Genomic DNA, 21,012 nt, shown 5'->3' with positions numbered 1-21,012 from the left:
AGGGAGCAAGCAGAATGCGATCGACCACCTTCGCCGCCGGCGTGCTGATGGCCTGCGGCGCCGCCACGCTCACCGGTTGCGCCACGCCGCCGCCCACCGCTGCGGGCACGCCGCAAGCGCGCAGTATCGATAAGGTCAGCGAGCGCGCCCGCAACGTCATCTTCTTCCTCGGCGACGGCATGGGCATCAACACCCTGACCGCCGCGCGCATCTACGCGGTAGGGGAGGCCGGCGAGCTGACCCTCGACACGCTGCCCGAATCGGCCTTCGTCAAAACCTGGTCGAACGATGCCCAGGTGACCGACAGCGCGGCGTCGATGTCGGCCTACATGACCGGCGTGAAGCAGAACAACGGCGTGATCTCGATGTCCGGCGACACCAGCGCCATCGCGCCCGCGGCCGACGGCAGCAGCCGCTGCACCAATGGATCGCCGGTGCCGACCCTGCTCGAGCTGGCCAAGGCACGCGGCCTGGCCACCGGCATCGTCACCACCACCAGCGTCACCGACGCCACCCCAGCCGCGACCTATGCCCACGCCTGTCACCGCAAGCTGCAGAACCAGATCGCGGCGATGCTGGTGCCGGGTGGCGCCGGCTACAACGCCGCACTGGGCGGCGGGGTCGACCTCGTGTTCGGCGGCGGTACCCAATACTTCCAGAGCGCCGCCAACGGCGGCAAGCGCACGGACGGCCGCGACCTGCTGACCGAGCTGCAATCGCGCGGCTACCGCGTGGCGCAGGACACGGCCGGCTTCAATGCGCTGGCGCCGGCCAGGCAGCCGGTGGTCGCCCTGTTCGCGCAGAACGACCTGGCCTACGATGCCGAGCGCGACCCGGCAAGGCAGCCCAGCCTGGCGGAGATGACGCGCAAGGCGGTGTCGCTGCTGGGCCAGCGCGCCGGCACCGACCAGGGCTTCTTCCTGATGGTGGAGGGCGGCCTGATCGACCACGCGCTGCACGGCAGCCGCGCCAAGCGCGCACTGCAGGAAACCGCGGCCTTCGATGCCGCGCTGAAGGCTGCCATCGATGAAGTGCAAAAGATCGATCCGGGCCTGAAGCACACGCTGATCGTCGCCACCGCCGACCACGACCACACCCTGCTGATCAACGGCTATTCGCCGCGCAGCGGTCCGACCACGCCGGACAAACCCGGCGTGCTGGGCCTGGTGCGCAGCCTCCCGGACGGCAAGATCAAACTGGACAAGGATGGCGCGCCGTATGCGATCCTCGGCTTCGGCACCGGCGAACACCGGGTGCAGGGCAGCCGCGCAACGCAGGCCGGCCTGACCGACGCGATCGTCAGCGCCGACGACTACCACCAGGAAGCGGCGGTGCGCATGCAATCCGAAACCCACGGCGGCGCCGACGTCTACCTGGGCGCGGCAGGCGTCGGCGCGGAGCTGTTCCGCGGCACCATCGACAACACCCGCGTGTTCACGCTGATCAAGGAAGCGGCCGGCTGGTAAGCGGCGCAAGGAGACCACGATGAAAATGATCCGACTCTGCGCGCTGCTGGCGGCCGCATGCACCTCCCAGGCCTGGGCCCAGACCCAGGCCAAGAACGTCATCTTCTTCCTCGGCGACGGCATGGGCCCGACCACCATCACGGCCGCGCGCATCTACAAATACAAGGAAGAGGGCCTGCTGAACTTCGAGCGTCTCGACCGTGTCGCGCGCATCAAGACCTATTCGGCCGACGCGATGGTCACCGACAGCGCGCCTTCGATGGGCGCCTACATGACCGGCGTGAAGATCAACAATGACGTGATCTCGCTGAAGGACGCCAGGCCGCAAAGCCCGGGCAAGGACGCCAACGGCAACCCGAGCGTGGACCGCTGCGGCGAGAACAACGGCAGCGCGCCGATGACCATCCTGGAGCTTGCCAAGGCCAAGGGCAAGGCGGTCGGTGCGATCACCACCACCGAGCTGACCCACGCAACCCCGGCCTCGACCTTCGCCCACGCCTGCAACCGCAACGCGGTCTACACCATCGCCCGGCAGATCGTGCCCGGCGGCGAAGGCTACAACGCGCGCCTGATGGAGGGCGTGGACGTGCTGATGGGCGGCGGCCGGCCCTACTTCACGCCCTTCGATGCCGCCGCCAATCCGAAGGGCCGCGCGGACGGACGCGACCTGCTGGCCGAATTCAAGGCGCGCGGCTACTTCGTGGCCGCCACCCGCGGCGACATGATGTCGGCCCTGCCGAACCGGAAGTTCGTCGGCATCTACGCCGACAGCCACCTCGATTACGCCAGCGTGCGCAAACCCACCCAGCCGACCCTGGCCGAGATGACCGCCAAATCGATCGAGCTGCTGGCCAGGAACCCGAACGGCTTCTTCCTGATGGTCGAAGGCGGCAAGATCGACCACGCGCTGCACGATTCGAACGCGAAGAACGCACTGGAGGAGGTGGTCGATTTCGACAACGCGATTCAGACCGCGCTCGACCGCATGCGCAGCATCGATCCGGGCCTGGAGCATACGCTGATCGTGGTAACCGCCGACCATGACCACACGATGGTGATGAACGGCTATCCGAAGCGCGGCAATCCGATCCTCGGCATCGTGCGCGATGTGGCGACTGGCCAGCCGGCGCTGGACGCCGACGGCAAGACCTACACGACCCTGGTCTATGGCGGCGGCCCGAACCGCCCGGAAGTTCGCGCCAACGTCGACGACGCCTGCGCCCAGGCGCTCGACTACAAACAGGAAACCGGCGTGCGCCTGGCCGGCGAAGGCCATGGCGGCGGCGACGTCAAGCTGTATGCGGTGGGTGCGGGCTCGGCGCCGTTCAAGGGCACCATCGAGAACACACGGGTGTTCGAGCTGATGAAGGCGGCGGCGGGGTTGTAGTCCGCAACGCACGCACGTCATTCCCGCGCAGGCGGGAATCCAAGTTTTCGAGCCGCTGCGAACTTGGGTTCCCGCCTGCGCGGGAACGACGAAGGAAGTGCGCGGGAATGACGGCATCAACAAAAAGCCCCGGCATTGACCGGGGCTTTTCGTTTGGACTGGTATCGGGCCAGCGGGGCAGCGGCCTTGTCGTCGTTTTTATTTGAGGTGATCGGAGATCAGCTTGGTCATCTCGAACATCGATACCTGGGCCTTGCCACCGAAGACGGCTTTCAGCTTGTCGTCGGCGTTGATCATGCGGCGGTTTGCGGCGTCCTGCAGATCCTGCTTCTTGATATAGTCCCAGACTTTCTTGGTGACTTCGGTACGCGGCAGCGGCTTGTCGCCCACCACTGCGGCCAGGGTCGCCGACGGGGTCATTTCTTTCATGAAGGCGGCGTTCGGCTTGCGAGCTGCGGCCGGCTTCTTTGCTGCTGCTGCTTTCGGTGCTGCTGCTTTGGCAGGAGCTGCTGCCTTTTTAGCTGCCGGCTTCGCCGCTGCAGCCGGCTTGGCGGCGGCTTTCTTGGCCGGCGCTGCGGTGGTTTTTTTGGCTGTTGCCATCTTCGAGCCTCCTAATCGGAACACATGGAAAATTGCGCTATGTACGCACCGGCTTATATTGGTAGGGTTTTAGCGTTCGTGCAAGTCTTTTTCGAAATTTTTTCACTCTAACAAGCACTAAAACCCCCTATATATCAGCGCATCCCCGGCATCATGCCTTTCATCCCGCGCATCATCTTCATCAGGCCGCCGCCTTTGAGCTTTTTCATCATCGTGTTCATCTGATCGTACTGGGTCAGCATGCGGTTCACTTCCTGCACCTGCACGCCGGCGCCGGCGGCGATACGACGCTTGCGGTTGGCCTTGATCAGCTCCGGTTTGGCGCGTTCCTGCGGGGTCATCGAGTCGATGATGCCGCACATGCGGCGCACCTGCTTTTCAGCCTGGTCCATGTTGGCGCCGGCCGCGGCCTGCTGGAACTGGGCCGGCAGTTTATCGAGCAGACCCGACATGCCGCCCATCTTCTTCATCTGGGTCAGCTGGGCCTTGAAGTCGTTCATGTCGAACTTACCGCCCGACTTGATCTTGTTGGCCATGTCGGCCGCGGCCTGCATGTCCACGCCCTTGCGCGCTTCTTCGACCAGGGCCAGGATGTCGCCCATGCCCAGCACGCGGTTGGCCATACGGGCCGGATCGAAGGCTTCCAGGCCGTCCAGCTTCTCGGACACACCGGCGAACTTGATCGGTTTACCGGTCACGTGACGCACCGACAGCGCCGCACCGCCGCGCGAGTCGCCATCGAGCTTGGTCAGGATCACGCCGGTCAGCGGCAGCGCTTCGTTGAAGGCCTTGGCGGTGTTGATCGCATCCTGGCCGACCATGGCGTCGACCACGAACAGGGTCTCGATCGGCTTGACGGCGGCGTGCACCGCGGCGATCTCCTGCATCATCGCTTCATCGATCGCCAGGCGGCCGGCGGTGTCGATGATCAGGACGTCGTGGTAGTGCTTCTTGGCCCAGTCCAGCGCGGCCAGGGCGATGTCGACCGGCTTGTCGTTGGCGGTCGAGGGGAAGAAGTCGGCGCCGACCTGCTTGGTGACGGACTCCAGCTGCGCGATCGCGGCCGGGCGGTAGACGTCGGCGGAGACGGTCAGGACCTTCTTCTTCTGTTCCTTCAGGTACTTGGCCAGCTTGCCGGTGGTGGTGGTCTTACCCACACCCTGCAGACCCGCCATCAGGATGATGGCCGGCGGCTGCTGGGCGAAGGAAAGCTGGGAGGCTTCGGGGCCGAGGTCGGCGCCCATCAGGGCCGCCAGTTCCTTCTGCACCACGCCGACCAGGGCCTGGCCGGGCGAAAGCGAGCCGATAACCTCTTCGCCCAGCGCTTTTTCCTTCACTTTGGCGATGAATTCGCGGACGGCCGGCAGCGCGACGTCGGCCTCGAGCAGGGCCAGACGCACTTCGCGCAGCATTTCGGCGGTGTTCGATTCGGTCAGGCGCGCCTCGCCGCGCATCGTCTTGACGACCTTGGCAAGGCGTTGGGTCAGGTTATCCAGCATGGTTATGTTCTACCTATATCTACGTAGATGAATTGGGCGCAAACCGCCATTTTACCGTATGTCGGGGCATGTTTTTGCCGGTCAAGACCCCGGCAAGCACTGGCGAATACGTATTTGTACTGTTTGACAATACATTGATTAACGTTATAGCCTCATCCGCACAAACACACCACAAAATCGGAGACAGCCATGACCACAAAAGCGTTTGCCAAAACCGTCGTCCTCGCCGCCCTGCTGGCTGCGGGCAGTGCCCAGGCCCAGGCTCAGGTTCCTGAAACGGTCCGCCTCGGTAACCTCAAGTTCGCGCACTATGGCGCGGTGTCGTACATCAAAGAGATCGCGCCCAAATGCGGCATCAAGGTCGAGGAGCGCGTGTTCGCCAAGGGCCTGGACGTGATGCAGGCGATCATCGCCGGCGAAATCGACGTCGGCACCACGGCATCGGAAGCGGCCATTTCCGGCCGCGCCGGCAATGCGCCGATCTACGTGGTGGCCGGCTTCGCCAAGGGCGGCGCGCGCCTGGTGGCGGGGCAGGGCACCAACATCAAGACCGTCAAGGACTTGAAAGGCAAAAAAGTCGGCGTGACCCGCGGCGGCATCCAGGAAGTGCTGCTGATGGCCGAACTGCAGAAGGCCGGCCTCACCGCCGACGCCGCACCCGGCAAGGACGTGCAGCTGGTGTTCCTGGCCTATGCGGACCTGAACCAGGCGCTGCTGGGCAAGAACATCGACGCCATGATGCAGTCGGAGCCGCAGTCCTCGCAGGCGATCAACAAGGGCTTCGGCGTCGAGATGCTGAAACCCTACGACACCCCGATCGGCGAACCAATCCGCACCATGGTCATGACCGAGAAGTTCTATACCACCAAACGTCCGCTGGCCGAGAAGTTCATGCGCTGCTTCGTGCAGGCCACCAGCACCTTCATCAAGGACCCGGCGCTGGCCGAGAAGTACGTGCGCGAGACCGTGTTCAAGGGCCAGATCTCGAGCGACGACTTCCGCGACGCGATGGACAACGCCGAATACACCTACGACATCACGCCGGAACACATCCAGATCACCACCGACATCATGTACAAGACCGGCGTCGGCCGCATGGCCAAACCGCCGGCAGCGAAGGAGTGGGTCAAGACCGACCTGCTGGAAGCGGCCAAGAAGAGCCTGAACGTCAAGTAAATGTCATGCGTGGGCCCGGGAGCCCGCCCTACGGCGCGTCATCACGTAGGGTGGGCACCTCGTGCCCACGCACGCGCAGTGGAGACACGGAATGGTAAAAAGAAGGTGGAACGACATCGCGGTCGGCCTGGTGGTGCCGGTCATCGCGATCGCGATCTGGCAGTGGGTGGCGAACATGGGATGGGTCAACGAGAACATCCTGCCGTCGCCGCTGGCGGTGTGGAACAAGTGGCTGGCCTATCTGATGCCGCTGCAGGACTTTAATACCTGGCATGAGAACAACCCCGACGGCAGCCGGCTGGCCTGGGCGTTTTCCGGTGAGCTGATCGTCGATTCGCTCGGCAGCCTGTACCGGGTAGTGGTCGGCTTCGCGGTCGGCGCCGGTCTCGGCTTGCCGCTCGGGCTGGCGATGGGGGCGAGTCGCATCGTGTATGCCTGGATGAATCCCCTGGTGCAGCTGCTGCGCCCGATCCCGCCGATCGCCTACATCCCGCTGTCGATCCTGTGGTTCGGGCTGGGCAACCCGCCGGCGATCTTCCTGATCGCGATCGGCGCCTTCTTCCCGGTGCTGATGAATACCATCGCTGGCGTGCGCCAGGTCGACGGCATCTACCTGCGCGCGGCGCGCAACCTCGGCGCCGGCCGTACCACCATGTTCCTGCGCGTGATCCTGCCGGCCGCCGTGCCTTATATATTGACCGGCATGCGGATCGGCGTCGGTACCGCCTTCATCGTGGTGATCGTGTCCGAGATGATCGCGGTGAACAACGGCCTCGGTTTCCGCATCCTGGAAGCGCGCGAGTACTTCTGGTCCGACAAGATCATCGCCGGCATGATCAGCATCGGCATCCTCGGCCTGGCGATCGACTCGGCCATGAACCGGCTGAACAATTATCTGCTGCGCTGGCACCGCGGCCTGGAGCACTGAATGGGGAGCACTGAGTGAGCGCGCACATCGTCATTGAAAACGTGAGCAAGGTGTTCGAGACCGACGGCCGCCGCATGGTCGCGCTGGAGAACATCGACCTCGAGATCCCGCGCGGCCAGTTCGTCTGCCTGCTGGGGCCGTCCGGCTGCGGCAAGTCGACGCTGCTGAACGCCGTCGCCGGCTTCGCCCCGCCGACCCGGGGCCGCATCGTCGCCGACGGCGTGCCGGTCAGCGGCCCGGGACCGGAACGCGGCATGGTGTTCCAGGAGTACGCGCTGTTCCCCTGGATGACGGTCGAGCAGAACGTCGGCTTCGGGCTCGAGATCAAGGGCATGCCGAAGGCGCAGATCGCCGCGCGCGTGGCCGAGCTCTTGACCCTGCTGTCGCTGGAGGATTTCGGCAAGCGCTACCCGAAGGACCTGTCGGGCGGCATGCGCCAGCGGGTCGCGATCGCGCGCGTGCTGGCGCTGGACTCGCCGATCCTGTTGATGGACGAGCCCTTCGGCGCCCTCGACGCGCTGACCCGCCGCAACCTGCAGGACGAGCTGCTGCGGATCTGGGCCGAGTTGAAGAAGACCGTGATCTTCGTCACCCACAGCATCGAGGAAGCGATCTATCTGGCCGACCGCATCGTCGTGATGACCTACCGGCCGGGTACGGTCAAGCGCGATATGCTGGTCGAGCTGCCGCGCATGCGCGACCCGGCCGCGCCCGAGTTCAATACGCTCAAGCGCGAGTTGGGGCAGTTGGTGATGGAAGAGCAGCAAAGGCATCACGAAGCAGAGATAAAATCCGCCGCCGTGGATTAATCGCCAACTTCGAACAACGTCATCCCCGCGCAGGCGGGGATCCAAGTTTGTTCGCGGATCGCTAGCTGAACTTGGGTCCCCGCCTTCGCGGGGAGTCGTTGCCGGCAATGCCGGGAACGACGGTGGTAAACGTCCGGATAGTGTAGACTCGCCCCTATGCAAACCACCTTCTTCATCGCCGCAGCCATCCTGTACGCGGTGTGTGCCCTGCTGCCGTCGCCGCGGGGCGCCGTCATTTCCGGCGTGACCGCGCTGGCGTGGGTCCTGCATGGCGCCGCGCTGTGGCCGGATATGCTGGCCAACGGCGCGCTGCGGATCGGCTTCGCCTTCATGCTGTCGGCCGCGCTCTGGATTTCGGTGGCGGCCTGGTGGCTCGAAAACCGCAATTTCGCGCTGGACGGCATGCGCCGCATGGTGATGCCCTGCGCGGCCGTCGCCGCGGTGCTGCCGCCGCTGTTCCCCGGCAGCCTGATGACGATGCAGGGACCGGCCTTCGGCTGGCACGTGGCGGTGGCCGTGATGGCCTACAGCACGTTGACCATCGCCGCCTTCCACGCCGTGCTGATGGCGCTGCAGGAGACGCGCCTGCACACCCGCAGCGCAAAAAAAGGCTGGCTGGGCGCGGCCATCGACCAGCTGCCGGCCCTGCTGACCATGGAAAAACTGCTGTTCAGGATGATCGGCATCGGCTTCGTCCTGCTCAGCCTGACCGTCCTGTCGGGCATCGTGTTCTCCGAACAGCTGTTCGGGCGCGCGCTGCGCTGGGACCACAAGAATGTGTTCGCGCTGCTGTCGTGGCTGTTGTTCGCCGCGCTGCTGGCCGGACGCCGCTGGCGCGGCTGGCGCGGCAAGACCGCGCTGCGCTTCACGCTGGCGGGATTCGCTACCTTGGCGCTGGCGTATGTCGGCAGCCGTTTTGTTCTTGAAGTCGTTCTGCACCGGGGGTTCACATGACGCGACTCTTATTCTGGATTGCGCTCATCATCCTGGTGGTGATGGCGATCCGCAGCAAGCTGCGGGCTGCGGTGGCTGCGCGCGGCTTCGATCCGCATGCGGGTCAGGGCGGCGCCGCGCCGGCCGGCGGTACGCGGCCCCAGGCGCGGGTCGAAGAGGTCGAACGCATGACCAGCTGCGCCCACTGCGGCCTGTATTTCCCGGCATCGGAAGCCGTGCACCAGGGCGGACAGGACTATTGCTGCGAGGCGCACGCGCGCCAGCCGGCTGCCTCCCGGATCGAATGAGGCGCATGGCGCGCCGGCAGCCTCTGTCCGCGGCGTCGCGGGAGACCTTCTGGCGCTCGCTGCAGACACTCAACGTGACACGCATCGTGATCGCGCTGGTGCTGCTGCTTTACCTGAATTTCGACGCCCGGCGCGGCCACACGATGGGCTCGGCCTATGCCGAGACCTGCATGTTCTACGCGGTGGCGGCGCTGCTGTTCGCCGCCGTCACCCGCTACTACCGGCACCGCTTCCTGTGGCAGCTGTGCAGCCAGATCCTGGTCGACATCGCCGTCATCTCGCTGCTTTACCTGGCCGCCGGCGGCGCGCGCAGCGGGCTCGGACTGCTCTACCTGTTCCCGCTGGCCGGGGCGGCGATTCTTGCCCCGCTGGTGCTGGCGCTGTTCTCAGCCTCGCTCGCGACCCTGTTCCTGCTGGCTGAAAGCACCTGGCAGATCTTCATCAGCGACAACGATCCGGCCCTGTTCCAGGCCGGGATCATGGGCGCCGCCTTCTTCGCCGTGGTGGTGGTGGTGAGCCGGCTGGCGGCGCGCCTGATCCGCCAGGAAGAGCTGGCGGCCAGGCGCGGCGCCGATCTGCGCATCCAGCAGGCGGTCTACCGCATCGTGGTCGACGACGTCGGCGACGGCATCCTGGTGGTGGGGCGCGACGGTTTTGTCTTTTCCGGCAACCCGGCGGCGCGCCGCATGCTGGGCCTGGACGCCGACAGCCTCGACACCGGCGACGGCTTTCGCCTGGCCGACATCCCGGCCCTGGAGCCGGTGGCCCAGGGCTTCGAGGCCTGGCTCGATGCCGAACCGGCGGAAGCCTACGTCACCGTCAAGCGCTGGCAGGGGCAGGCAGGCCAGGTGCGCGGCCGCCTCGACCAGCCGGTGCACCTGAAGCTGCGCTTTGCCCGGGTCGATACGCCGGACGGCGCGGCCGAGCGCAGCGTGATCTTCATGCAGGATGTGAGCGCCATCGAAAACCAGGCGCAGCAACTGAAGCTGGCGTCGATGGGGCGCCTGACCGCCAGCATCGCGCACGAGGTGAGGAACCCGCTGTCGGCGATCGGCCACGCGACCTCGCTGCTGGCCGAAGACCTGCACGGCCCGGCCGAAAAGCGCCTGCTGCGCATCGTCGGCGACAACGTGGCGCGCGTGAACCGCATGGTCGAGGACATCCTGAAACTCTCGCGCAAGGTGCAGCCGGGCGGCGAGCCGGTGCATTTGAAAGCCTTCCTGGCCGAGCTGAAGGCCGAGTTCACGGAAACCCACGGCCTGGCCGATAATATGATCTACATTGGCGACGCCGGCGAGCGCACGGTGCGCTTCGACGGACTGCACCTGCGGGAAGTGCTGGTCAACCTGCTCGGTAATGCCATACGCTATGCGAGCGGCAAGCCGGCCAGCATCCGCTTGTTCCCGGTGCTGGATGCGACCGGCCGCGTCGAGCTGCACGTGCAGGACGACGGCCCCGGCATCACGCCCGAAGTGCGGGCCCACCTGTTCGAGCCCTTCTATACCACCTCGAGCAAGGGCACCGGCCTGGGCCTCTACCTGGCGCGCGAGCTGTGCCTGAACAACGGCGCCATGCTCGACTACGAATACCGGGTGGACGGACCCGGCGGTTTCGATGCGCCGGGACGCTTCGTGATCACCTTTACTATATAGAGAGTATGAGTTCTCCCCGCATCCTGGTAGTCGACGACGAAGCCGACCTGCGCGAACTGCTCGAAATCACGCTGGTCAAGATGGGCCTGGATGTCGACAGCGCCTCCACCGTGCGCGAGGCGCGTGCGCTGCTCGGCCAGCACGCCTACGCCCTGGTACTGACCGACATGCGCCTGCCCGACGGCACCGGCCTGGAACTGGTGCGCGAAGTGGCCGGCATGGGACGCGGCACGCCGATCGCCGTGATCACCGCCTACGGCAGCGCCGAGAACGCGGTGATCGCGCTGAAGGCCGGCGCCTTCGACTACGTCTCCAAGCCGGTGGTGCTGGACGACCTGCGCACGATGGTGCGCTCGGCGCTGCGCCTGTCCGAAAAGCCGGCGGCCGGCGCGGCGCAGGAAGCAGGCGAGGGCGATGGCGGCGATTCGCGCCTGCTCGGCCGCTCGCAGGCGATGCAGGCGCTGCGCGCCCAGATCGGGCGGCTGGCGCGCTCGCAGGCGCCGATCGCCATCAACGGCGAATCCGGCAGCGGCAAGGAACTGGCCGCGCGCGAGATCCACGCCCGCAGCGCGCGCGCCGGCAAGCCCTTCGTCGCCGTGAACTGCGGCGCGATTCCGGAGCAGCTGATGGAGGCCGAGTTCTTCGGCTACCGCAAGGGCGCGTTCACCGGCGCCACCGACGAGCGCGACGGCTTCTTCCAGGCGGCGAACGGCGGCACCCTGATGCTGGACGAGGTGGCCGACCTGCCGCTGGCAATGCAGGTCAAGCTGCTGCGCGCGATCCAGGAGCGGCGCGTGCGCAAGATCGGCGCCACCGCGGAGGAGGCGGTCGACGTGCGCATCATCAGCGCCACCCACAAGGATCTGGGAAAACTGGTCGAGACCGGCCAGTTCCGCCAGGACCTGTTCTACCGCCTGAACGTGATCGAACTGACCCTCCCGCCGCTGCGCGAACGCCTCGACGACCTGCCGCTGCTGGCCGACGCCATCCTCGCGCGCCTGGCGGGACCGGGCGGCGCGCGCCTGGGGCCCGGGGTGCTGGAGGCGTTGCGCGGCTACGCCTTCCCCGGCAACGTGCGCGAACTGGAGAACGTGCTGGAACGCGCGCTGGCGTTTGCCAACGACGGTGTGATCGAAGTCGGCGATTTGTCGCTGAAAGGCGCGCGGCTCGCCGATACGGGGGCCGCTGCGCCGCCGCGCGACGCCGTGCCGGCCGAGGCGGCGCAGCCGTCGGCACCGGCTTCGGCACCGGTTCCAGCCCAGGCGCCGGTCCAGACAATGGTCCAGGCGCCGGCCCAGGTGCCGGCCGATGTGCTGCCCGCGCTGGGCGCCGGCGCGCTGCCCAGCAACCTGCCGGACTACCTCAGCCAGGTCGAGCGCGACATCATCCTGCGCGCCCTGCAGCAGACCCAATTCAACCGCACCCAGGCCGCGACCCTGCTCGGCATCAGCGTGCGCCAGCTGCGCTACCAGATGCAGAAGCTGGACATCCACGCACCGGAGCCGTGAGCAAAGTAGAAAGCTTGAGCTGGCTCAGTCGCTGTTGTCTTTTCGCCATCGCAGCATGATCAAACGTCGACATCCATGCAGGCAGCATGCACCACGGTTGCGCCCTTAAAACGCTATGTTAGTGCTTACTTTCATTCCGAGCCCCATAATGATTCGCCTTGGAAAAAGTCAAGCGCGGCGCCAGAAAAAAAACCGATGAGCTGACCCTTTGATATTTCCGAATATCGACTACAATTAGGTTCATACGGCGCTCAAACACTAGATCTAGTGGTCAGTGACAGAGCCAGCCAAACAGAGGAGGGCCGGTTGCAGGCTTTTTCAGAACGGGCCACTCCTCTTCTTATTCTCAAAAAGTTATTAGGTTGCCAACTTTAACCGGTTGGCATTCATCGTTTTTAGTCGGTGGCGCGCTGCCATCCCGGGAGGCTCAATGCAAACATCTTCGGACATCTCCATCAATCCGCAACCAGGTACGGCAGCCGGCGCTAGCGCGGCCGAGCTGGTCGCGAATGGCGACTACCGCATCATCCGCCGCAACGGCGCCGTGGTGCCGTTCGCACCGACCAAGATCGCCGTCGCCATGACCAAGGCTTTCCTCGCCGTGAACGGCGAGGGCGCCCGCGAGTCGGCACGCATCCGCGAACTGGTCGAGCAGCTGACGAACAACGTGGTCGCCGCCCTGGTGCGCCGCCAGCCGAACGGCGGCACCTTCCACATCGAAGATGTGCAGGACCAGGTGGAGCTGTCCCTGATGCGCTCGGGCGAGCATGACGTCGCGCGCGAATACGTGCTGTACCGCGCCAAGCGCATGGACGAGCGCCGCGCCGCCAAGGAAGCCTCGGGCGCCACCGCCGTGGCCGCGCCGCAGTTCACCGTGGTCGACGGCGGCGTGCGCCGCGCGCTGGACATGAACGAAGTGTCGGCCCTGATCGGCGCCGCCTGCGTGGGCCTGGAAAAGCACGTCGATGCCGACGCCATCCTGGCCGAAACCGTCAAGAACCTGTACGACGGCGTGCCGGTCGAAGAGCTGCACAAGTCGGCGATCCTGGCTGCCCGCGCGCTGATGGAAAAGGACCCGGCCTACAGCCAGGTCACCGCGCGTATCCTGCTGCACACCATCCGCAAGGAAGTCTTCGGCAAGGAAGTCGCGCAAGCCGGCGCCGCCGCCGAATACGTGACCTACTTCCCGCAGTACATCGCCAAGGGCATAGCCGCCGAGCTGCTGGACGAGGAACTGGGCAAGTTCGACCTGCAGAAGCTGGCCAAGGCGATCGTCGCCGACCGCGACCTGCAGTTCGGCTACATCGGCCTGCAGACCCTGTACGACCGCTACTTCCTGCACATCCGCGAAACCCGCATCGAGATGCCGCAGGCCTTCTACATGCGCGTCGCGATGGGCCTGGCGCTGCGCGAAGAGAACCGCGAAGCGCGCGCGATCGAGTTCTACAACCTGCTGTCGAGCTTCGACTTCATGAGCTCGACCCCGACCCTGTTCAATTCGGGCACCCGCCGCTCGCAGCTGTCGTCGTGCTACCTGACCACCGTCGGCGACGACCTGGAAGCCATCTACGACGCCATCAAGGAAAACGCGCTGCTGTCGAAGTTCGCCGGCGGCCTGGGCAACGACTGGACCCCGGTCCGCGCGATGGGCTCGCGCATCAAGGGCACCAACGGCAAATCGCAGGGCGTGGTGCCGTTCCTGAAGGTCGCCAACGACACCGCGGTGGCGGTCAACCAGGGCGGCAAGCGCAAGGGCGCGGTCTGCGGCTACCTGGAAACCTGGCACCTGGACATCGAGGAATTCCTCGACCTGCGCAAGAACACCGGCGACGACCGCCGCCGCACCCACGACATGAACACCGCGAACTGGATTCCGGACCTGTTCATGAAGCGCGTGATGGAGAAGGGCTCGTGGAGCCTGTTCTCGCCGTCCGAAGTGCCGGACCTGCACGACAAGGTCGGCAAGGCCTTCGAAGAAGCCTACCTGGGCTATGAAGCCAAGGCGGCGCGCGGCGAAATGACCGTGTACAAGAAGATCGAAGCGCTGGACCTGTGGCGCAAGATGCTGTCGATGCTGTTCGAGACCGGCCACCCGTGGATCACCTTCAAGGATCCGTGCAACATCCGTTCGCCGCAGCAGCACGTGGGCGTGGTGCACTCGTCGAACCTGTGCACCGAGATCACGCTGAACACCAACGCCGACGAGATCGCCGTCTGCAACCTGGGCTCGGTGAACCTGCCGCAGCACATGAAGGGCGACGGCCTGGACGTGGTCAAGCTGCAGAAGACCATCCGCACCGCGATGCGCATGCTCGACAACGTCATCGACATCAACTACTACGCCGTCGAGAAGGCCCGTAACTCGAACCTGCGCCACCGTCCGGTCGGCCTGGGCATCATGGGCTTCCAGGACTGCCTGCACATGATGCGCGTGCCGTTCGCTTCGGAACAGGCTGTGAAGTTCGCCGACGTCTCGATGGAAGCCGTCTGCTACTACGCTTACCTGGCATCGACCGAGCTGGCCGAAGAGCGCGGCCGCTACCAGTCCTACGAAGGTTCGCTGTGGGACCGCGGCATCCTGCCGCAGGACTCGATCAAGCTGCTGGCGGAAGAGCGCGGCGGCTACCTCGAGCAGGACATGTCGGAAACCATGGACTGGACCGTGATCCGCAACCGCATCAAGCAGTTCGGCATGCGTAACTCGAACTGCGTGGCGATCGCCCCGACCGCGACGATCTCGAACATCATCGGCGTGTCGGCCTGCATCGAGCCGACCTTCCAGAACCTGTACGTGAAGTCGAACCTGTCGGGCGAGTTTACGGAGATCAACGGCTACCTGGTGCGCGACCTGAAGGCGCGCGGCCTGTGGGACGAGGTCATGATCAACGACCTGAAATACTTCGACGGCTCGCTGTCGCGTATCGACCGCGTACCGCAGGACCTGCGCGACATCTACGCCACGGCCTTCGAAGTCGAGCCGAAGTGGCTGGTCGAAGCGGCTTCCCGCCGCCAGAAGTGGATCGACCAGGCACAGTCGCTGAACATCTACATGGCCGGCGCCTCGGGCAAGAAGCTGGACGAGACCTACAAGCTGGCCTGGCTGCGCGGCCTGAAGACGACCTACTACCTGCGCACCATCGCGGCAACGCACATGGAGAAGTCGACCACCCGCACCGGCGCCCTGAACGCCGTGCCGGTCGATGGCGGCCTGTCGGCTGCGGCAGCGTCGGCAGCAACCGCCCCTGCGGCACCGGTGGCGAGCGCCACGGATGTCGTGGAAGGCGCAGCATGCTACCTGCGTCCGGGCGATGCCGGTTTCGACGAGTGCGAAGCCTGCCAGTAATTTTTGATCCGTCATCCCCGCGCAGGCGGGGATCCAGGTTGAGCTAGCGAACCGCGAACACACTTGGGTTCCCGCCTTCGCGGGAACGACGTATAACGAACACTATATAGAAGGAAAACATCATGGCTCTGTCATGGGACGATGAACCGATCACCAGCGCACCGGCCGCAGCAAGCGCACCGGAAGGCGCCACCGCCGCCGACGTCGCCAAGCGCGTGAACGCCGACGACAAGCGCATCATCAACGGCCAGACCGACGTCAACCAGCTGGTGCCGTTCAAGTACAAGTGGGCCTGGGACAAGTACCTGGCCGGCTGCGCCAACCACTGGATGCCGCAGGAAGTGAACATGCAGCGCGACATCGAGCTGTGGAAGAACCCGAACGGCCTGACCGAAGACGAGCGCCGCATCGTCAAGCGCAACCTGGGCTTCTTCGTGACCGCCGACTCGCTGGCCGCCAACAACATCGTGCTGGGCACCTACCGCCACATCACGGCGCCGGAATGCCGCCAGTACCTGCTGCGCCAGGCCTTCGAAGAGGCGATCCACACCCACGCCTACCAGTACATCGTCGAGTCGCTGGGCCTGGACGAGAAGGAAATCTTCAACGCCTACAACGAGATCCCGTCGATCCGCGACAAGGACCAGTTCCTGATCCCCTTCATCGAGGTCATCAACGATCCGGAGTTCAAGACCGGCACCCTGGAAGCCGACCAGAAGCTGCTGCGCTCGATCATCGTGTTCGCCTGCCTGATGGAAGGCCTGTTCTTCTACGTCGGCTTCACCCAGATCCTGGCGCTGGGCCGCCAGAACAAGATGACCGGCGCCGCCGAGCAGTACCAGTACATCCTGCGCGACGAGTCGATGCACTGCAACTTCGGCATCGACCTGATCAACACGATCAAGATGGAAAACCCACAGCTGTGGACCGCCGAGTTCAAGGAAGAGATCAAGCAGCTGTTTTTGAAGGCCGTCGAGCTCGAGTACCGCTACGCCGAAGACACCATGCCGCGCGGCGTGCTGGGCCTGAACGCCCCGATGTTCAAGAGCTACCTGCGCTTCATCGCCAACCGCCGCGCCGTCCAGATCGGCCTGGACGCGCTGTTCCCGAACGAGGAAAACCCGTTCCCGTGGATGAGCGAGATGATCGACCTGAAGAAGGAGCGCAACTTCTTCGAGACGCGCGTGACGGAGTACCAGACTGGTGGGGCGTTGAGCTGGGATTGATTCCCGCACACGCCAGAACGTCAAAAGCCCGCCCACCGGCGGGCTTCTTATTTGCGTCATCAATCCTTCATGGTGAAATGCTATGCTGCCTGCATTCTTGCACGGCAGCCCGACATGCTCACCAGCCCACTTCTCGACCACCCCGCCATCGTCCACGGCTTCGGCCGCCGCCACGACGACATGGCCGGTCTCCTGCCTGCCTACTGGCCTGATCGCCCGGTCCAGCACGAACGCCACGGCACCCATATCGCCATTCCGACGCAAGCCAACGAAGACTGCGGCGAAGCCGACGGCATGCTGACCGACCGTCCCGGCCTGCTGCTTGCGATCGCCACCGCCGACTGCGTACCGGTGCTGCTGGCGCGCCAGGATGGGCGCGAAGTCGCGGCCCTGCATGTCGGCTGGCGCGGCGCCCACGCCGGCATCGTCGAGCGCTTTGCCGCGCTGGTGCGCGAACGCGGCGGCGATCCCGGCGACTGGATCGCGGCGATCGGACCGGCTGCGCACGCCTGCTGCTATGAAGTGTCGCCCGAACTGATCGACAGCTTCCAAGAGCGCACCGGGCTGCCGCGCGAGACCATCGCGCCGCAATCGCGCCGGATCGACCTGCCGGCGATCGTGCGCTGGCAGTTGGGGCAGGCCGGCGTCGAACGCGTGTCGCCCCAGCCTGCGTGCACCATGTGCAGCCGCGATGGCGAGGGCCGCTTCACGTACCACAGCTACCGCCGCGACCGCGAAACGCGCACGCCGATCGTCGATGTGCAGTGGTCGGTGATCGCGATCGCGCAGCCCTGACCGCGATTCGCGCATGTAGACCTACCGAAGTTTTGGCATCGGATGCGCCACGGGCGTGATACTAAAGTTATCATGCCTGCCATGCTACGCATCCTCTTCATCCACCAGAACCTGCCCGGCCAGTTTCGCCGGTTGATGCGCTACCTGCAGACGCGGCCAGATGTCGAACTCGTCGCGATCGGCGAAGAGGCCGCGGTCGCGCGCATGAAGATGGAGCTGCGGCCCGGACCGCGGCTGCGCACCATCGCTTATCCGAAGCCCGCAGGACCGGGCGAGAAGACCCATCACTACCTGAAGCACTTCGAAGCCTGCATCCGGCGCGGCCAGGCCGTCACCCGCATCCTCGTCGAGCTGCACAAGCAGGGCTGGGCGCCGGACGTGGTGGTCTGCCATCCCGGCTGGGGCGAAGGCCTGTTCGTCAAGGACGTGTTCCCGCGGGCGCGCCTGGTCGTGTTCTGCGAGTTCTGGTGGGACGCGGACGGCAAGGACGTCGGCTTCGATCCAGAATATCCGGCCAGCTTCGACGACCGTCTGCGCATTCGCATCAAGAACTCGGTGCTGATGCAGTCCCTGCTGGCGGCCGACGATGGCGTGGCGCCGACCGCCTGGCAGCTGGAGGCGCATCCGCCCGAGCTGCGCCACAAGATCCGCTGCATCCACGAGGGCATCGACACCGCTTACCTGACGCCGGACCCGCAGGCGCGGCTGACGCTGCCGGACGGCCGCGTCCTGAGCCGCGCGCAGCCGGTGCTTACCTACGTCGCGCGCAACCTCGAACCCTACCGCGGCTTCCACGTCTTCATGCGCAGCCTGCCGCGTCTCCTGGCCGGCAACCGTGAGCTGCAGGTGCTGGTGGTGGGCGGCGACGGCGTCAGCTACGGCCGCCGTCCGCCCGAAGGATTCGACAGCTACCGCGCGGCGCTGTGCGCCGAATTGGGTGAAAGGGAAGAGAACTGCGTGGATTGGTCGCGCGTGCATTTCCTCGGCAAGCTGCCATATGCGAGCTACCGCACGGTGCTGCAGGTCTCGAGCCTGCACATTTACCTCACTTATCCGTTCGTGCTGTCGTGGTCGATGCTGGAAGCGATGGCGGTCGGTGTGCCGGTGCTCGGTTCGGATACGGGACCGGTGCGCGAAGTGATCCGCGATGGCGAGAACGGCTACCTGACCGGCTTCTTCGACACCGCGGCGCTGGCCGACCGCGCGCTCGACCTGATCGCGCGCCGCGACGAGGTCGCCATGGTCGGGCAGCGCGGGCGCGAGACGGTACTGCGCCACTACGATTTCGAATCGGCCGGTCTGCCGGGCTACCTGGACCTGCTGCGGCCCCTGCGGCCGATGCAGCCAGGGCTTGAAGAGGGAAACGCATGAAGGACCGCTTCGCACTGCATTTCGTCCCCGAGGATTACTCGGTCGGCGGACAGAGACTGATGGGACGCCACGCGGCCGGCGCCGCGCTGATGCGTGCCGTCGCGGGAAGCGGGCTGTCCGCAGTCGGCTGCTTCGCTGCCGGCGAAGCCCATGCAGGCGAATGCGAGCGTGCGCTGCGCGAACAGGGTTTCAAAGGCGAGGTCGAGTGGCTGAGCCAGGGCAGGCCGCAGCAGATCGAGCGCTTCGGCGTCCTGTACCATCCCGCGCCCGGCATCGCGCGCCTGGCCTGGCGCCGGCTCGGCATCGGCGAGCGCCGCTACAGCCTGTGCGGGGTCACGCACACCACCGCCAGCCACGCGGTGATGAGCGCCGTCGCCGGCATGCTGGTGGCGCCGCTGCGCAGCTGGGATGCGGTGATCTGCACCTCGCGCGTGGTGCGCGACAGCGTGCGCGAAGTGCTGGAGCGTCAGGCCGAGTACCTGCGCGCGCGGCTGGGTGCGCAGCGCTTCGAACTGCCGCAGCTGCCGCTGATTCCGCTCGGCGTGCATTGCCGCGACTTCGTGTTCGACGAGGCTGCCCGCATCGGCGCACGGCGCCAGCTCGGCATCGAGGAGGGCGACGTCGCCTTCCTCTTCCTCGGTCGCCTGTCCTTCCACGCGAAAGCGCATCCGCAGCAGATGTTCAGCGCGCTCGAACGCGCCGGCAAGGATGGCCGCCAGGTGCACCTGGTCCTGTGCGGCTGGTTCGCCAACGAGGCCATCGAGAAGGCCTTCCGCGAGGCCGCGGCGCTGCTGTGCCCATCGGTGCGCCTGACGGTGCTGGATGGCCGTGTGCCCGGCAACCAGGCCTGCGCCTGGGCCGCCGCCGACGTCTTCACTTCGCTGGCGGACAACGTGCAGGAGAGTTTCGGCCTGACGCCGCTGGAAGCGATGGCGGCCGGACTGCCGTGCGTGGTGAGCGACTGGAACGGCTATCGCGACACGGTGCGCGATGGCGTCGATGGTTACCGCATCCCGACCGTGATGCCGGGTGCAGGCGCGGGCCTTGACCTCGCGCAGCGTTACGACGATGGCGTCGACAATTACGACCACTATTGCGGTCATACCAGCCAGGCGGTGGCGCTGGACGGCGCGCAGCTTGCGCAGGCTTACGAACGCTTGATCAAGGATGGCGAACTGCGCCGGCAGATGGGCGAGAACGGACGCCGGCGCGCGCGCGAGGAATTCGATTGGCAGCTCGTGTTTGGACGCTACCGCGCGTTGTGGAGCGAGCTCGATGAGCGGCGCCGCGCCGATGCCGTGCTCGCGCCCGCGTTGCCGCAGACGGTGCCGGACCGGCTCGATCCGTTCGCGGTGTTCGCAAGCTATCCGAGCGCGCAGTTGACGCCGGAGACGATGGTCGAGCTGGCACCGGACGCATCGCTCGCGCAGCTGCGCGAATACCGCGAACTCGGGATCAACCGCTTCGCTGCGGCGTCCTTGCCGACGCTTGAAGAATTCGGTCAGATCTTCGGTTCGATCGGGTCGCGGCCGATGCAGGTGGACGAGCTGCTCGACACGCTCGGTCCATGCGATCGCCCGACTTTGCTGCGCGGATTGGCGTGGCTTTGCAAGATGGATCTGCTGCGTATTAGTACAAGAATTTAATGGAATGCGCATTCATTGCGCGCTTGTTTTTGAAGGAGCTGAAGTACGAATGGGATCAAACGTTATCGCGACGATCGATTGAAAGCTGTCGATAGCAGTTCGTCCTGGTGAAAGGCATGAAAAATACTGTGCGCGGGTTGCGCACTGACAAGGTTTTCGTGTACTTTACGTGATTGAATTTGTCAAAACGTGAACGTAGATTTTTTTACTACGGTAAACGGGTGGCAAACCGATCAAAAAATGGGACGCTGATTCATTCAGTATGCACGTAAGCTTCGCGAAAAGAACAAGCCGCATTGCCTGAATTAATTCGGGCATGGCGGCTTTTTCTTTTCGCACTCTTGAGTGCAGCGGTGTGAACAGTG

Annotated in this window: 16 protein-coding genes; 14 read left to right on the top strand and 2 right to left on the bottom strand. The window is 65.4% G+C overall.

Annotated elements, in window-relative coordinates; all coding sequences use genetic code 11:
• Positions 1-14 precede the first annotated feature (14 nt).
• Positions 15-1,466 carry an alkaline phosphatase gene (locus NX782_RS05100; RefSeq protein ID WP_258844332.1) on the top strand — a complete coding sequence of 484 codons (1,452 nt, stop codon included), beginning with the start codon at positions 15-17 and terminating at the stop codon, positions 1,464-1,466.
• Between the two features lie 19 nt (positions 1,467-1,485).
• Positions 1,486-2,853: an alkaline phosphatase gene (locus NX782_RS05095; RefSeq protein WP_370661763.1), complete on the top strand. Its 1,368-nt coding sequence runs from the start codon at positions 1,486-1,488 to the stop codon at positions 2,851-2,853.
• Positions 2,854-3,051: 198 nt separating this feature from the next.
• Here NX782_RS05095 and NX782_RS05090 read toward each other — a convergent pair whose 3' ends face one another.
• The gene (locus NX782_RS05090; protein ID WP_258844331.1) at positions 3,052-3,453 is read right to left on the bottom strand and encodes an SWIB/MDM2 domain-containing protein; all 402 of its coding nucleotides are present in this window, start codon (positions 3,451-3,453) and stop codon (positions 3,052-3,054) included.
• Between the two features lie 134 nt (positions 3,454-3,587).
• The gene (ffh, locus tag NX782_RS05085; protein WP_258844330.1) at positions 3,588-4,952 is read right to left on the bottom strand and encodes a signal recognition particle protein; all 1,365 of its coding nucleotides are present in this window, start codon (positions 4,950-4,952) and stop codon (positions 3,588-3,590) included.
• Positions 4,953-5,141: 189 nt separating this feature from the next.
• Between ffh and NX782_RS05080 the strand changes: the two genes are divergently transcribed.
• The 12 genes from NX782_RS05080 (at position 5,142) to NX782_RS05025 (ending at position 20,647) form a co-directional block, all read left to right on the top strand.
• On the top strand, positions 5,142-6,128 hold the full coding sequence (locus tag NX782_RS05080) for an ABC transporter substrate-binding protein (protein ID WP_258844329.1): 987 nt from the start codon (positions 5,142-5,144) through the stop codon (positions 6,126-6,128).
• Between the two features lie 91 nt (positions 6,129-6,219).
• A complete protein-coding gene (locus tag NX782_RS05075) occupies positions 6,220-7,056 on the top strand; it encodes an ABC transporter permease (RefSeq protein WP_258844328.1) in 837 nt (278 codons plus the stop codon).
• A 74-nt stretch (positions 7,057-7,130) separates the two neighbouring features.
• The gene (locus tag NX782_RS05070; protein ID WP_258844474.1) at positions 7,131-7,865 is read left to right on the top strand and encodes an ABC transporter ATP-binding protein; all 735 of its coding nucleotides are present in this window, start codon (positions 7,131-7,133) and stop codon (positions 7,863-7,865) included.
• Positions 7,866-8,021: 156 nt separating this feature from the next.
• Positions 8,022-8,819 (top strand): cytochrome C assembly family protein, encoded by a 798-nt coding sequence (locus NX782_RS05065; protein WP_258844327.1) that lies wholly within the window; start codon positions 8,022-8,024, stop codon positions 8,817-8,819.
• Positions 8,816-9,106 (top strand): PP0621 family protein, encoded by a 291-nt coding sequence (locus NX782_RS05060; RefSeq protein ID WP_258844326.1) that lies wholly within the window; start codon positions 8,816-8,818, stop codon positions 9,104-9,106. Before NX782_RS05065 ends, NX782_RS05060 begins: the two co-directional genes overlap by 4 nt.
• A 5-nt stretch (positions 9,107-9,111) precedes the next feature.
• Entirely contained in the window at positions 9,112-10,758 is a 1,647-nt protein-coding gene (locus NX782_RS05055) for a sensor histidine kinase (RefSeq protein WP_258844325.1), read from the top strand.
• 5 nt (positions 10,759-10,763) lie between these two features.
• Positions 10,764-12,266 carry a sigma-54-dependent transcriptional regulator gene (locus tag NX782_RS05050; protein ID WP_258844324.1) on the top strand — a complete coding sequence of 501 codons (1,503 nt, stop codon included), beginning with the start codon at positions 10,764-10,766 and terminating at the stop codon, positions 12,264-12,266.
• A gap of 430 nt (positions 12,267-12,696) precedes the next feature.
• Positions 12,697-15,609, top strand: coding sequence for a ribonucleoside-diphosphate reductase subunit alpha (locus NX782_RS05045; RefSeq protein ID WP_258844323.1), 2,913 nt, complete (start codon positions 12,697-12,699; stop codon positions 15,607-15,609).
• Between the two features lie 122 nt (positions 15,610-15,731).
• Positions 15,732-16,835, top strand: coding sequence for a ribonucleotide-diphosphate reductase subunit beta (locus NX782_RS05040; protein ID WP_258844322.1), 1,104 nt, complete (start codon positions 15,732-15,734; stop codon positions 16,833-16,835).
• A 114-nt stretch (positions 16,836-16,949) separates the two neighbouring features.
• Positions 16,950-17,630, top strand: coding sequence for a purine nucleoside phosphorylase YfiH/LACC1 family protein (locus NX782_RS05035; protein ID WP_258844321.1), 681 nt, complete (start codon positions 16,950-16,952; stop codon positions 17,628-17,630).
• A 72-nt stretch (positions 17,631-17,702) separates the two neighbouring features.
• Positions 17,703-19,001 (top strand): glycosyltransferase family 4 protein, encoded by a 1,299-nt coding sequence (locus NX782_RS05030; protein WP_258844320.1) that lies wholly within the window; start codon positions 17,703-17,705, stop codon positions 18,999-19,001.
• A complete protein-coding gene (locus NX782_RS05025) occupies positions 18,998-20,647 on the top strand; it encodes a glycosyltransferase family 4 protein (protein ID WP_258844319.1) in 1,650 nt (549 codons plus the stop codon). The genes NX782_RS05030 and NX782_RS05025 overlap by 4 nt, the downstream gene beginning before the upstream one ends.
• The last annotated feature ends 365 nt before the right edge of the window (positions 20,648-21,012 follow it).

Origin of the sequence: Massilia norwichensis (assembly GCF_024753245.1) — a bacterium.
Lineage (GTDB): Bacteria > Pseudomonadota > Gammaproteobacteria > Burkholderiales > Burkholderiaceae_D > Telluria > Telluria norwichensis.
This window is presented reverse-complemented; position numbering and strand designations above follow the sequence as displayed.

Coding starts and splice junctions, on each gene's coding strand:
- NX782_RS05100 (WP_258844332.1), top strand. CDS start 15: ATGCGATCGACCACCTTCGCCGCCGGCGTGCTGATGGCCTGCGGCGCC.
- NX782_RS05095 (WP_370661763.1), top strand. CDS start 1,486: ATGAAAATGATCCGACTCTGCGCGCTGCTGGCGGCCGCATGCACCTCC.
- NX782_RS05090 (WP_258844331.1), bottom strand. CDS start 3,453: ATGGCAACAGCCAAAAAAACCACCGCAGCGCCGGCCAAGAAAGCCGCC.
- ffh (WP_258844330.1), bottom strand. CDS start 4,952: ATGCTGGATAACCTGACCCAACGCCTTGCCAAGGTCGTCAAGACGATG.
- NX782_RS05080 (WP_258844329.1), top strand. CDS start 5,142: ATGACCACAAAAGCGTTTGCCAAAACCGTCGTCCTCGCCGCCCTGCTG.
- NX782_RS05075 (WP_258844328.1), top strand. CDS start 6,220: ATGGTAAAAAGAAGGTGGAACGACATCGCGGTCGGCCTGGTGGTGCCG.
- NX782_RS05070 (WP_258844474.1), top strand. CDS start 7,131: ATGGTCGCGCTGGAGAACATCGACCTCGAGATCCCGCGCGGCCAGTTC.
- NX782_RS05065 (WP_258844327.1), top strand. CDS start 8,022: ATGCAAACCACCTTCTTCATCGCCGCAGCCATCCTGTACGCGGTGTGT.
- NX782_RS05060 (WP_258844326.1), top strand. CDS start 8,816: ATGACGCGACTCTTATTCTGGATTGCGCTCATCATCCTGGTGGTGATG.
- NX782_RS05055 (WP_258844325.1), top strand. CDS start 9,112: ATGGCGCGCCGGCAGCCTCTGTCCGCGGCGTCGCGGGAGACCTTCTGG.
- NX782_RS05050 (WP_258844324.1), top strand. CDS start 10,764: ATGAGTTCTCCCCGCATCCTGGTAGTCGACGACGAAGCCGACCTGCGC.
- NX782_RS05045 (WP_258844323.1), top strand. CDS start 12,697: ATGCAAACATCTTCGGACATCTCCATCAATCCGCAACCAGGTACGGCA.
- NX782_RS05040 (WP_258844322.1), top strand. CDS start 15,732: ATGGCTCTGTCATGGGACGATGAACCGATCACCAGCGCACCGGCCGCA.
- NX782_RS05035 (WP_258844321.1), top strand. CDS start 16,950: ATGCTCACCAGCCCACTTCTCGACCACCCCGCCATCGTCCACGGCTTC.
- NX782_RS05030 (WP_258844320.1), top strand. CDS start 17,703: ATGCCTGCCATGCTACGCATCCTCTTCATCCACCAGAACCTGCCCGGC.
- NX782_RS05025 (WP_258844319.1), top strand. CDS start 18,998: ATGAAGGACCGCTTCGCACTGCATTTCGTCCCCGAGGATTACTCGGTC.